The 13,475-nt window shown below is 43.7% G+C and carries 7 protein-coding genes, 5 tRNA genes and 2 pseudogenes; 4 read left to right on the top strand and 10 right to left on the bottom strand.

Annotated elements, in window-relative coordinates; all coding sequences use genetic code 11:
• Nucleotides 1–74: 74 nt before the first annotated feature.
• On the bottom strand, nucleotides 75–1,037 hold the full coding sequence (locus CKV66_RS03880) for a GlxA family transcriptional regulator (protein ID WP_085364083.1): 963 nt from the start codon (nucleotides 1,035–1,037) through the stop codon (nucleotides 75–77).
• A gap of 97 nt (nucleotides 1,038–1,134) precedes the next feature.
• Between CKV66_RS03880 and CKV66_RS03875 the strand changes: the two genes are divergently transcribed.
• On the top strand, nucleotides 1,135–1,986 hold the full coding sequence (locus CKV66_RS03875; protein WP_085364084.1) for an MBL fold metallo-hydrolase: 852 nt from the start codon (nucleotides 1,135–1,137) through the stop codon (nucleotides 1,984–1,986).
• A gap of 63 nt (nucleotides 1,987–2,049) precedes the next feature.
• Here the strand turns inward: CKV66_RS03875 and CKV66_RS03870 are convergent.
• Both CKV66_RS03870 and CKV66_RS12860 read right to left on the bottom strand, forming a co-directional pair.
• Nucleotides 2,050–2,229: pseudogene (locus tag CKV66_RS03870) on the bottom strand (ATP-dependent RNA helicase HrpA); the annotation flags it as partial.
• Between the two features lies 1 nt (nucleotide 2,230).
• Nucleotides 2,231–2,506, bottom strand: a pseudogene (locus CKV66_RS12860) (DUF3418 domain-containing protein); the annotation flags it as partial.
• Between the two features lie 215 nt (nucleotides 2,507–2,721).
• Here CKV66_RS12860 and CKV66_RS03860 point away from each other — a divergent pair.
• From CKV66_RS03860 to CKV66_RS03850, 3 genes are read left to right on the top strand one after another with little or no spacing between them, the layout of a single operon-like run.
• Nucleotides 2,722–4,017 (top strand): ATP-binding protein, encoded by a 1,296-nt coding sequence (locus CKV66_RS03860; protein ID WP_085364085.1) that lies wholly within the window; start codon nucleotides 2,722–2,724, stop codon nucleotides 4,015–4,017.
• A gap of 34 nt (nucleotides 4,018–4,051) precedes the next feature.
• Nucleotides 4,052–9,034 carry an AAA domain-containing protein gene (locus CKV66_RS03855; protein WP_231990517.1) on the top strand — a complete coding sequence of 1,661 codons (4,983 nt, stop codon included), beginning with the start codon at nucleotides 4,052–4,054 and terminating at the stop codon, nucleotides 9,032–9,034.
• Entirely contained in the window at nucleotides 9,031–10,416 is a 1,386-nt protein-coding gene (locus tag CKV66_RS03850; protein WP_085364086.1) for a hypothetical protein, read from the top strand. Before CKV66_RS03855 ends, CKV66_RS03850 begins: the two co-directional genes overlap by 4 nt.
• A gap of 90 nt (nucleotides 10,417–10,506) precedes the next feature.
• Here the strand turns inward: CKV66_RS03850 and hrpA are convergent, their stop codons facing one another.
• From hrpA to pgsA, 7 genes are all read right to left on the bottom strand, one after another.
• Nucleotides 10,507–11,907, bottom strand: coding sequence for an ATP-dependent RNA helicase HrpA (gene hrpA, locus CKV66_RS03845; protein ID WP_085364087.1), 1,401 nt, complete (start codon nucleotides 11,905–11,907; stop codon nucleotides 10,507–10,509).
• A 271-nt stretch (nucleotides 11,908–12,178) separates the two neighbouring features.
• A tRNA-Leu gene (locus tag CKV66_RS03840) sits at nucleotides 12,179–12,268 on the bottom strand.
• A 156-nt stretch (nucleotides 12,269–12,424) separates the two neighbouring features.
• A tRNA-Cys gene (locus CKV66_RS03835) sits at nucleotides 12,425–12,498 on the bottom strand.
• A gap of 46 nt (nucleotides 12,499–12,544) precedes the next feature.
• Nucleotides 12,545–12,620: transfer RNA gene (locus CKV66_RS03830), tRNA-Gly, on the bottom strand.
• Nucleotides 12,621–12,641: 21 nt separating this feature from the next.
• Nucleotides 12,642–12,717: transfer RNA gene (locus CKV66_RS03825), tRNA-Gly, on the bottom strand.
• Nucleotides 12,718–12,744: 27 nt separating this feature from the next.
• Nucleotides 12,745–12,820, bottom strand: a tRNA-Gly gene (locus tag CKV66_RS03820).
• Nucleotides 12,821–12,907: 87 nt separating this feature from the next.
• Complete coding sequence (gene pgsA, locus CKV66_RS03815) at nucleotides 12,908–13,474, bottom strand: CDP-diacylglycerol--glycerol-3-phosphate 3-phosphatidyltransferase (RefSeq protein ID WP_085364088.1); 567 nt, start codon at nucleotides 13,472–13,474, stop codon at nucleotides 12,908–12,910.
• Nucleotide 13,475 lies beyond the last annotated feature (1 nt).

Below are 13,475 nucleotides of genomic sequence, written 5' to 3'. Positions count from 1 at the left end.
TTAATGAACAATTGTGTAATGAATAGGCCGTCTGAAAAAAACAGGCTGCTTTTTATTAAGTTTATCAACCTGATCTATCGGCCAAACACTTTCCGCCAAGTATTCGGATTGATTTTGAACTTGGCTTTGAACTGCGCCCGCAGATTTGCAGCACTGCCGAAACCGCTTTGTTCGGCAATGTGCTCTATCGGCAAATCCGTGTTTTCCAACAAATCCTGTACCTGCCATAATCGCTCCGTTGTAAGCCATTCCCCGAAATTCATACCTGTGGCTTGAGCAAAATGGCGGATAAAAGTGCGGCGGGAAACAGCTAATTTCTCTGCCAAATCATCTAAGCGGTATGGTGCGGCAAGGTTTTGGCGCAGTTCGTCCAACAGGCGGTTGATTTTGTCGTCGGCGATACGGCGTTCGGCAGGACGGTGGATAAACTGTGCTTGCCCGCCTTCACGGTAAGGCGCAGCAACGAAGGTGCGAGCAAGCTCGTTGGCAACAGTTGCACCGTGGATTTTACGGATGAGGAACAGACAGCAATCCAGCCCGCCCGCAGCTCCGGCCGAAGTTAAAAAGTTACCGTCTTCCACATACAGGCGGTTGGTATCCAAATAAATTTTTGGAAAACGGCGGACAAAGTCGGATTCTGCAAGCCAGTGGGTAGCGGCCGTTTTACCATCTAGAAGTCCTGTGTAGGCAAGTGCATAAGTACCGTAGCACAGGGTGGCAATGCACGTACCTCGCTCTGCTGCTTGGTGCAAATGCGCGGTAAGCTCAGAGGTCGGAGCTTCTTCAATGTCGCGCCAGCCTGCGATAACGATAATGTCGGCACGGATCATTAAGTCCAATCCGCCGTGTACGGGAATGTTTGCACCCAATGCCGTGATAATGTTTTGACCATTATCAGAACAGATTTTCAATTCAAACAACGGATTATCCCGATAAGTTGTCTGAAGTACGGAAAAAGGAATATTGAAAACAAAATCGTTCATACCTGATTGGGCATACAGCACGATTTTGGGGATGGTTCGTTTTTCAGACGGCATATTGGCACTATTCTTGCGTTTATTGGCAATATTGCCTATTTTAGCCGATACGCCCGCTGCTTAAAATACGCTCCATGATTTTTTAAGGAGCAACATCATGAAATTCAAAAAATTTATTCTTGCCGCTGTTTTGGGTGCAACTGCTTTCTCTGCTTGGGCGGACGACTACTACCAACACATTCGCAACGCCACCGCCAAAATCGAATACGCAGGGCAAACGTTTCTGATTGACCCTTTTTTTGCCCCCAAGCATTCAATGAACGGCTTTGCCGGAACGTTCAACAACCAAACCAAAATGCCATTAGTCGGGCTGCCGATGAGCGTAAATAAAATTTTGGATGGTGTGGATGCTGTTATCGTTACCCACACCCACGAAGATCACTGGGACGAAGCTGCTGCTCGTGCCATTCCGAAAAACTTGCCCGTGTATGTGCAACACCAAGCCGATGCCGAAAAAATACGCAAACAGGGTTTTACTGATGTGCGCATACTAAACGGCAACACAACCTTCAACGGCGTAACCATCAGCAAAACCGGCGGCGCACACGGTACAGAAGCTATGTATGCCAACCCGCAAATGGCAGAAATTTTGGGGGATGCGATGGGGGTAGTGTTCCAAAGCAACGGACACAAAACTGCCTATATTATGGGCGATACGGTGTGGACGGCAGACGTAAACAAAGCCTTAAACCGCTACAAGCCCGATTACTTGATAATGAATACAGGCTACGCGCTGATTTCAGGTATTTCAGACGGCATCATCATGGGCACGGCAGACGTGTTGAAAGCCAGTCAAGCCATGCCCAAAGCTAAAATAATCACAGTACACATGGATACCGTGAACCATACTGCCGTCAGCCGCGCCGATATGCGTAAATTTATACGCGGACAAGGCATTGAAAGCCGCGTAAGCGTTCCGGAAGACGGTGAAACCGTTAAGCTGGATTGATAAACACCAATTAACCTCAAAGCAGCCTGCACTTTATTTAATTAAAAAGTGCAGGCTGCTTTTTTAAACGGTCTCCACCGCCCCCAATTCCAACAACACCTGAAACCCGTCATTAATATAACGCTGGTCAGGCGCTTCGAGAAACGGAAACGCCGCCACATTACCCAGTTTCAGGGCTGCCATGCGCAGAATCACTGCGGCCAGATTACTGCGGATGATTTCGGGGTCGGTGAAGGCGGGACAGACGTTCGCGCGGGTCTTGGATGGACAGGGCGGACACGATAACGAGTATTTCCGCCATACAGTCGTGCTTTTGCGCCGCCAGCAAAATGCGGGCGACCTTCGGGTCGATGGGCAAACGCGCCATTTGCTCGCCGAGCTTGGTTAGGCGGTAGCGCGGTTTGCTTGGGGAAACGGATTTCAGGCCGTCTCAAAGGTTTTTGCTTTGCAGAAACTCGCTTTGCTTGCCTTCAGACGGCATATTTGTATTTTCTGATTGATTGTTTTTGATGTTTTGCATGATGGCTTTTTATTTGTGTAGGAACGCTACGCAAATCGTTGGTTTCCCGGAAGCGTTCTTTAATATTTGAGAAAGGCATTTTATCGCATACAAAAGCAGGCTGAAACAGGAAAACGCACTTTCATTTGAAAAAATGAATATAAAACACACTTTTTCGTTTGAAAAAATGTAAAATCTAACTAAAATAACAAGCAAACTTTTGTGAGATCTTTTCCATGCAACGCAATATTATCCAATCTTTAGAAAAATGGAAAAACCAGCCTAAGCGCAAGCCATTGATTATTCAAGGGGCAAGACAGGTTGGCAAAACGTGGGTAATGAAGCACTTCGGTGAGCAGCATTTCGCCCAAGTTGCCTACATCAATTTTGACAACAACCCGCGCATGAAGACGCTGTTTGCAGGCGATTACGACATCAACCGCCTGATACTCGGCTTAAAAATTGAAAGCGGTGTAGATATTCAGGCAGAAGATACCCTATTGATTTTTGACGAAATTCAAGAAATACCGCAAGCCTTGTCATCACTCAAATATTTTTACGAAAACGCACCGCAGTTTTATATCGTGGCGGCAGGCTCGCTACTAGGCGTGTCGCTGCATCATCAAGTTTCGTTTCCTGTGGGCAAGGTGGATTTTCTGCCGATTTATCCAATGGATTTTCAGGAGTTTCTCACCGCGCTAGGTAAACAGGATTTGAGGCAACTGCTGGAAACGCAGGATTGGGCGTTAATTACCGCCATGAAAACGGCCTACATTGATTTGTTACGCCAATATTATTTTGTCGGAGGCATGCCTGAAGCGGTGCAGACGTTTATCGATACGCAAAATTTCGATGCGGTTCGCCAAGTGCAGCGCAATTTGCTGTTGGCGTATGAACAGGATTTTTCCAAGCACATCAAAGACGGGCAAACCGTGCAAAAAGTGCGGTCGATTTGGTCGTCCGTTCCTGAGCAACTTGCCAAAGAAAACAAGAAATTTATCTACTCGCAACTGCAAAAAGGCGCACGAAGCAAGGATTATGAAATTGCCCTGCAATGGCTCAAAGACAGCGGTTTGGTACATTGCGTGCCGCGCATCAAAAAACCGCATCTGCCGCTTTCGGCTTATCAGGACAACGCGTTCAAACTCTATGGCCTGGACGTCGGCCTGCTCGCCGCCCAAAGCCATTTGGACGTTAGTGTTTTGCTGGAAGGCAGTCGTATTTTTACCGAATTCAAAGGTGCATTGACCGAGCAATATGTCTTGCAACAACTGGTTGCCACGCAGGAAAACCCCGTGTTTTATTGGGCAGCCGAACGCGGCACGGCGGAGGTGGATTTTGTGCTGCAATGCGGGCAGTCGGTCATTCCCATTGAAGTGAAAGCGGAAGAAAATTTGAAAGCCAAAAGTTTGAAAGTGTATGTGGAACAGTTTCAGCCCGAACAGGCGGTGCGCTTTTCTATGGCGGATTATCGGGAGCAGGATTGGCTCGTGAATGTGCCGTTGTATGGGTGTAGTGTGGCGACAATTTAATAAAATATACCAAATATTTACTATGGAGTAATTTATGGAAATACAAGAATTTATGGAAGTACAAGACTGGGGCGGCGGCTTAACTACTCACGAAGTAGAAGCGATCGAAAAAATCAAGCAAGCTTTTTCAGGTTCCGTAAAAATAAACCAATCTTTCAAGGGGCAAGGATTACAAGCATTAGGGGCATTGAAATCCATTTTCCCTTGGAAAGGATATTCAGGTTTTCGCTTTGCAGACGTGAAAGAACGCAAAGAAGGTGAATTTGATTTGGTAATTATCACGCATTGCAATGTATTGATTGTGGAATTAAAACATTGGAATGGTGTTATTACCTCTGATAAAGATAAATGGTATTTGAATGAAAAAGATATGGGGCGTTCGCCTGTTTCTATTACACGAAACAAGCAATTTTTACTAGAAAAGAAACTGGATAAATTTAAACAACAATTCACCAATAAAGGCTTACGCCCACAGGTACATTTTTTGGTTGTGATGACAGGTAATGCTGATTTTAGTCAGCTGCCCGACAATGAAAAACTACACGTTCTCACTTTGGCGGATTTTCTCAAACTTAAAAACGAACACGAATTTAACAAACGCTTCAAACCACATCCCAATAGTAAAACTTTAAATCAAGATTTTGATCTTTTTAATAAAAAGATTTTTGGTAGCAATACCGTCAAGCCTAAGTCTACCAATATGAATGGCTATTATGCCGAAGACACACCTATTTTTTCTCACCCAAAACTCATTTTTCAAGAATATCTTGCTCAAACTGAAAACAAAAAATACCAAGACCAAGCTTTATTGCGCCGTTGGGATTTCACTAAAGTCAACCGTCCAGAAGCACAGACCCCTGATGGACGTTACCGTTTGGTCAGTCGTGAATATGATGTATTGAACTACATAAAATTAAAAAACAAAGACTTATATCATTCCTGTTTAAATTACAAATCCACACCACAAAAAGGTGAAATCACTGCTGAACACATTGATTTATTTGAACTGTTTTCACAACAAAAACGCTTTAATCAATTTGTGGGCGGATACAATGGCGAAAATTTAAGCACGGAACGTCGCTTGGGATTGGTGCAATTATTATTAGACAAATTTGCCCAGTTGCACAAAATCGATATTGCTCATCGGGACTTGGGCGAACACAGTATTTGGCTATCGGCAGATGACAAAATTACATTGTCAGGTTTTGCGACCGCTTACTTTCCGTCAGAGCAAACTGTTGGTGATGTACGTGAAATTTTGGAAGTATCCGGCGATTTGGCAAAAGAAGCTTTTGCACTTTCAGACGGCATCAAACTTACGCCCTATCAATATGATGTACGTTCATTGGCAGTTTTGGCATGGCATATCATTCAGGCAAAACGGATTTCTCCTGATAGCCTTAATGAAATGAAAAATAAACTAGGCAATGAGACAGCATGGTATGCAGAAGCTTTGCGTACGGCGTTATCAAATGCACCTTTTAAAAATGCTGTGGATTTTTTAGACGCATTTAATCAAGCCAAACCTGAACAGGCGATCGATTTTTCTTTTGATTTTGCAAAATTAGAGCCATTCTTTTTTCAGAATAAATTAGAAAAAAATTATCCTGATGAAGAAACAATAAAAGATGATGATGATAAAGAAATCTATCGTTCATCATATTATTTAGTAAAAAAATGGTTTGGTTCAGACCCGCAAACCGATAGTTCAAAAGCCAGAGTAGTTTTGCATTGGCTGGAAAATATGGCGAAACTGGCGAAATTGTCGCCCGATTATGTGCCGAAAATCCGTGAATTCGGTATTGCTAAAAAATCGGGCTGCCTGTTTGCAGTGAGCGATTTCATTGTTAAAGGTATACCTTGGCAAAAAATTCAAGAAATCAATTTGGCTGATGAGCTTAAGCTCACGCTTATTAATCAGCTTGTTCAGAATGTTGAACATTTGCACAGCTTGGGTTTTACGCACGGTGATTTGAAACCTGACAACGTATTGGTAACGATTGATGGCGACAATATTAGGCTTCAGATTTTGGATATTTTGGATTTTTCGCCAAACGGACAAAGTCAGTTCAATACCGAATATTCGCCAGAATTTGATCATGTTACCGAAAAACAGCGGGATAATTTTGCTGTCATGAAAATGGCATGCGAATTATTGGGTATAGAATGGAATAAGCCGTCTGAAAATTTTGCTGAAATTGCCGAAGCGATACAACAAGAATATTCAGACAGCCAAACAGCGTTTATTTCGTTGGCAAGATTTAAAGAAGCACTCAACCCGAGACCGACCACGCCGATGATAAATATTACCGTGGGTGGTCGTGATTCGTTTTTGCCGATTGAAATTTATCCTGAAAATGGCGAATTGTTTGTTCAGTTTCAAGAAAGTAAAAAATATCCAAAAGAAGAAGTAGATATTACCTTTATTGGCTTGGGTGGAAAATTTACAGCGTTTTATACCATTAATGACAGAAAATTCAGGCACGCTATTTCGCCGTTTGAACGTAGCCATATTAGCCGAACAGACAAAGAGAAAAGTGTGGCCAGTTTATCTTTAGGTTTATCAGTTTCTTATAGCAATTACAGCAACTTAGATAAGTTGAGTGATTATTTGGCTTATCATGAAGCATTTCAAAATACGTTACATCAATTCATTGGCGAACACATTTTCAGGTTGCCTGAAAAAGAAAATCTTGAAGAAATTGAAATTATTGAAACCGAAATCGTTGATGTTGAAATTTCAGAACCGATTATTGAACAACGCCCCAGCATTCAAAGGCTATGGCAGGCGATTTTGGATACCGAGACCGAAGCGTTACCATCTGTTACAGCTAGTGAAGCTTTGCAAAAAACCGAAAACGGTGACATTTATATTCCATATGATGGTGAAGTCAATCCGATTGATCAATTTAAGCGTGATGAAATTGTGGAAGCCGTTGGTAAAAGTGAAGACGGCGAAAAAACGTTTGTTTACGGCACGGTAGATGTTGCTAAAAGCACATTAAATGAAATTCATCTGAAAAAATATAAAGATAAAAATACTAATCGAATTCAAGCGGATACGCCTGTTTATTTGCAAAGTAAACAAAACAAAGCGTCTTACACCCGCCGTAAAAAGGCTTTACAACGTATTTTAGACGGCGAAAGTGTGGTTAAAAATTTAGTTAATTATTTTGATGAACATTGTTCATTGCCGTCTGAAAAATATGAGGTTCAGCTTAGCGATGATGAATTTAAACGCTACGACCAACCTGAAAAAGGTGTAAGTTTGAACGAGGCACAACGTATCGCTTTCCAGAAACTGATTGCCAACGGACCGTTATCCTTATTGCAAGGCCCGCCGGGGACCGGAAAAACAGAATTTATTGCCGCATTTGTGCATTATTTGTTTGATGTACAAAAGATGCGCAATATTCTGTTGGTCAGCCAATCGCATGAAGCGGTCAATACGGCTGCCGAACGTATACGTAAACACTGCCAGCGTTTGGGAACGGATTTGCAATTGGTGCGTTTTAGCAATCGTGAAATTGCTGATTCTGAAATTTTGGAAGATGTGTTCTCGCCGAATTTGGTCGGGCAAAAAAGAGCACAGTTAAATGTGAATAAAATTGGCAATATCTGTCAGCTTGGCCGCAGCATGGGACTGCCTGAAAGCTATTTGCGTGAACGGGCTGAAATCATGTTTGATATTGGTTCACAAATTCGTCGTTATGAAAAAATCATTAAAAATTCAAAAGATGAGAATATTGATGAAGACGAAAAGCATTTACGCAAACGATTAGAAAAAAGTATCAAAGAGCAAGCCCAGACAATGGGAATACGTGAACTGATGGAAATTGATGACATTTTGCCAAAGCTAATTGGCGAATTAAATCAAAAGCACAATATTCAGCCAGTAGAAGATGTTCAGGCGAAGAAATTGATTGATTTAACTCAAGATATGTTGGAAGCACTTTCAAATGAACGTACCAATTATGATGAATTTTTGGCACGTTCCCGCCAACTTGTGATTGGTACTTGTGTTGGTATTGGCCAACACCACATCGGCATTGCAGACAATATTTATGATTGGGTAATTGTGGATGAAGCAGCACGCTCCATTTCCAGCGAATTGGCAATCGCCATGCAGTCTGGCTCTCGAATCTTATTGGTAGGTGACCATAAACAATTACCGCCTTTATATTCGGAAGAACATAAAAATGCACTTGCCCGCCGTTTAGGTATTTCCAAACGTGGCGAAGAATTAGACCAAGCATTGGGCAGCGATTTTGAACGGGTGTTTCAATCGGAATACGGCAAACAAACTTGTGCAACACTTAAAACACAATATCGTATGGCGCCTGCGATTGGCAGTTTGGTGTCTGCTTGTTTTTATAATAATGTTTTGGAAAATGGTAAAACCGATAATGATGTGCCCAATATTTACGCGAAGCTGCCAGAAAAACTAAAAGCCGGTGTTACTTGGTTGGATACCACTTCATTGCCTAATTCTTATCATGAACAAGGTAAAAGTGGCAGTTTGTCTAATCGTGCCGAAGCCAAAGAAATTATTAATTTGCTGCAAAGTTTCCAAAATGATGAAACGTTTATGAACAGCGATGTTGTACAACATTGTTTGGATAAAAACGAACAAGCTATCGGTGTGATTTGTATGTACAGCGAACAGAAAAAACTCATTCGCACAATGTTTAATCAAAACAGTTGGGAAGAACGTTTCCGCCGTCTAATTAAAATTGACAGTGTGGACAGTTATCAAGGCAAAGAAAACCGAGTGATTATTTTATCGTTGGCTCGACATGACAAAACATACAGTACAGGCTTTTTACATTTGCCGAATCGTATCAATGTCGCTTTATCTCGTGCGATGGATAAACTGATCATTGTCGGTGCAAAAGCTGTGTGGGAACAGCCCAAAAACAGCAAAACCCCACTGGCAAAAGTTATACGTTTTATGCAAGAACAAACTAATCCGCAACATTACGCCATTAAAATCCTGAAAAACGGAGTGAAAAAATGAATGAACAAAAAACGCCGTATAATCAAATAGATTTTGTGGTTAAAGCTCCACGTTTTCATATCGTGTTTTCGTATATGAGCGATGAAGGTGTAGCATTTGTGCGCGAATATTTGTTGCGCTTGTTGAAAGTAACACCGTGCAAACCTGAACAAATTGCCCAATATTTCGGATTTACTCAACATGAAACCGAAGTCGCTCTTGCTGATTTGGAAAAAAAGAAATGGATTACTTGGCGAGATGATGGTTTGATTGAGTTATCGGCTGAAGGTTTACGATTGTTTCACAATGACGGACAAGATCCTCCCAAAATTCCAACATTAGAAGAGTTTGGTGGGGAATATCGCATGGAATTATTAGATAACAATTTTTTGCGAAAAGAAGATTGTGATAAAGCCAGTCAGCAAGCTATTGAATTGGAAATTGAACCCAAAGTATTATCCGAAAGCTGTGAAATTGCCCGAAAAGCGTTTCAAAACCGTTTTCGTCAATTAATGCAAGACGGCATCATAGATAAAAAAGACATTTCTCTATATAAAATTGATGCCATCGAACCCAAAGGTAAGCCTGATTATTTTCGTTTTACGCAGGCATTTGAACTAGTGCCTGAAACAGGTGAAGCTAAAGAACGCCACGATGTGCCTACTATCATCCATCAAGACAATATTCAGCAAGCGATTACAGTACAACTGAAACAATTTGCCAGTCGTGATAATTTACGTGAATTACGGAAAAGTATGGGAGAAATTGGTGATGAGGATACGGTAAACGTATTATTTGGCGGACAATTAGATTTTGTCGAATTTATGAAAATCTATCAAAAATATGAACAGCAAAATGGCTTGTATTTTCTAGGACAGATTTATCATCAAGAAATGCTATTTGAACAAATACAGGGTATTTTGAATAAATTGGACAACAAGCAAGTCAAAAAACTATATTGGTTTGCTCCAAGTGATATTTATTGGGGAAAACAGCGAAAAATCCACAACAAAATTCAATATTTCGTGGATAAGCAAAAGGAAAAAAATTATGATTTCCGACTTTATTTGCCTTTGCCATCCGAGTGCTATAAGCGTGAGAAACAAGAATGGTTACATCAGTTTAGAGATACATCAGAAAAAGTACTCTACGGATTTTGTGAAGGTTTTTTAAACGGCAATACGGAAATTTTATTTTTAGAAAATAAATTTGCGGTGGTTTGTTATCACGCTAAATTAGTAGGTTATCCCGTTACCGTGCCACTTGGTTTTATGACAACTCAAACAGATAAAATCAGACATATTATTAAATTAGTAGAAAATTATCTTAATTCAACAGTATTTTCTGATAATGATACGGATGAGAAAGGTCAAAAAGATTTTGGATTATTGAGTAAACTTTAAGGCAATTTACACTGTAAAAAATGCCGTCTGAAACTCATTTTCAGACGGCATCGTGCTTTTCAGACAGGCATTTTCAGAAATGCGTGCAGACTACTCATAATTCTCTTCCACCGCCCCCAGTTCCAACAACACCTGAAACCCGTCATTAATATAACGCTGGTCAGGCGCTTCAAGAAATGGGAAAGCTGCCACATCGCCCAGTTTCAGCGCGGCCATGCGCAGGATGACTGCGGCCAGATTGCTGCGAATGATTTCGGGGTCGGTAAAGGCGGGACGCTCGTTGAAATCTTCTTCGCTATACAGGCGCACGGCTACGCCGGCGGATACGCGGCCGCAGCGGCCGGAGCGTTGACGCGCGGCGGCTTGGGAGATTTTTTCCACATGAAGCTGTTCCACTTTGGCGCGCGCGGAATAGCGTTTGACCCGTGCCAAACCGGTGTCGATCACATATTTGATGCCCGGCACGGTGAGCGAGGTTTCGGCCACGTTGGTCGCCAGCACGATGCGGCGTTTGCTGCCGCTCGGGTGGAAAATTTTGTGCTGTTCGGCGTTCGACAAGCGGGCAAACAGCGGCAGGATTTCGTCGTCACGGCGCAGCGGCGATTTGCGCAGGGCTTCGGCGGCCTCGCGGATTTCGCGCTCGCCGGGCAGGAACACCAGAATGTCGCCGCCGCCCAGCCGTGCTAATTCGTCGGCGGCATCGACAATCGCGTCGGTCAACTCGATTTCCGCTTCGTCTTCGTCTTGCGAATGCAGCGGGCGGTAGAGAATGTTGACAGGGAAGGTGCGCCCGCTCACTTCCAGCACGGGCGCGTTGTTGAAATGTTTGGAAAAGCGCTCGGCATCAATGGTGGCCGAGGTGATGATGACTTTCAAATCGGGGCGGCGCGGCAGAAGCTGTTTCAGGTAGCCGAGCAGAAAATCGATGTTGAGGCTGCGTTCGTGCGCTTCGTCGATAATAATCGTGTCGTAAGCGGTGAGATAGCGGTCGGTTTGCGTTTCGGCGAGCAGAATGCCGTCGGTCATCAGCTTCACATAGGCATCGCGCGAGGTGTTGTCGTTGAAACGCACTTTGTAGCCGACGGTTTGGCCGATGTTGCTGTCCAATTCTTCGGCAATCCGCTCCGCCACCGAACGCGCCGCCAACCGCCGCGGCTGCGTGTGTCCGATCAAGCCCGCCGCACCGCGCCCAAGCTCCAAGCAGATTTTCGGAAGCTGGGTGGTTTTGCCCGAACCGGTTTCGCCGCAAATAATGGTTACTTGGTTGTTTTGAATGGCGGTTTTGATGTCGTCCAAACGCTCGTGCACCGGCAGTGTGCCGTCATACTGCGGCTTGGGCAGCGCGGCTTGGCGTTTTAAAAACGTGTCGTGCGATTTTTGGTATTTTTTCTGCACGGCTTCGATGCCGCCGAAGCGTTTGGGGTTTTTGAAGGCGTTTTGCAGGAAATGGCGGTCGCGGGAGAGCGTTTGGGTGAAGTCGGGCTGCTGCATGGTGTGTGTAAAAGCCTAGATAAAACAAAGGGCAAGATTATAGCAGAAGGCCGTCTGAAAACGGGCGCAGTGAGGTTTTTGCAAAACTACAAAAATATAGGAAAGCCTAGTATTGCTTGAAATTTAGTCGTATTTATTCTGGATACGGAAAACGACTCTCCCAAAATACTCAAGGCATCGGAAATACTGGGAACGCTACACAAATTTGCTTAGCGGGAGATTTACAGGCAAAAAAATAACCGCTTTAAAGCGGTATATTGATTGAGTATGGTGGTGCCCGGAGCCGGAATCGAACCGGCACGACCTGTTTAGGGTCGACGGATTTTAAGTCCGTTGTGTCTACCTATTTCACCACCCGGGCTTTATCTTTTATATCTGTTTGTTTAGATATCAAAGATAAATAACTTTGGAGGCGGGGGCGCGGATTTTAACCGGCCTGTATAAGGGTTGCACCCCTTATCGCATAAACACTCTGCCACCCCGCCGTAAGGGATGTATTTGAATATAATATAAAATGTGGAGGCGGGAGTCGGAATCGAACCGGCGTAGACGGCTTTGCAGGCCGCTGCATAACCACTTTGCTATCCCGCCTTAAAGCTATTCAAGCCGCTTAAGTGGTGTAAACGGCTTGGTATTTTGGAGCGGGAAACGAGTCTCGAACTCGCGACCTCAACCTTGGCAAGGTTGCGCTCTACCAACTGAGCTATTCCCGCTTGAGTTCAAATGTAAGCTGTTGGAGCGGGAAACGAGTCTCGAACTCGCGACCTCAACCTTGGCAAGGTTGCGCTCTACCAACTGAGCTATTCCCGCGTTTGAATTACATCTGAAAGTAAACTGTGGAGCGGGAAACGAGTCTCGAACTCGCGACCTCAACCTTGGCAAGGTTGCGCTCTACCAACTGAGCTATTCCCGCTTGGGTTTTGCTTCTGCTTATGGGCTTCGGCAAAAGAGAAAGCTATTATAGTGTCTGAAAATTTGCTGTCAAGGGTTTTGTTGGATTTTAATGCTTAAATTCTTTCCATGCCATTTTCAAGTAATAGAACATCGACCAGATGGTTAATACAGATGCAATAAACATCAATATGTTACCGATAGTGAGCAGGTTGAAGCCGTGATAATCTTGCAAGCCGATAAGCAACAGCAAAATGGCTGCCATTTGCGCGGTGGTTTTTAATTTTCCGATAGTGGCAACGGCGACGCTGTTGCGTTTGCCCATTTGTGCCATCCATTCGCGCAATGCTGAAATGGTAATTTCTCTGCCGATGATGATCATGGCGAAAATGGCATAGGTTCTGCCTAAGCTAACCAGCAGCAACAAGGCTACGGCAACCATCAGTTTGTCGGCAACGGGATCGAGAAAAGCACCGAAATCGGAGGTTTGCTTCCAACGGCGCGCTAAAAAACCGTCGAACCAGTCGGTAACGGCGGCAATGGCAAAAATCACGGCGGCTGTCCAATTTACGGTTTGTATGTCCAGCCATTCTTTGGGCAGGTAAAACAGGAGTGTGAATACCGGAATCAGCAATACGCGCATCCAAGTAAGGAAAATGGGAACATTCCAGGGCATG

The organism is Neisseria zoodegmatis (assembly GCF_900187305.1).
Taxonomy (GTDB): domain Bacteria; phylum Pseudomonadota; class Gammaproteobacteria; order Burkholderiales; family Neisseriaceae; genus Neisseria; species Neisseria zoodegmatis.
Note: the sequence above shows the minus strand (reverse complement) of the source record. Positions and strands in the feature narration are given on the sequence as shown.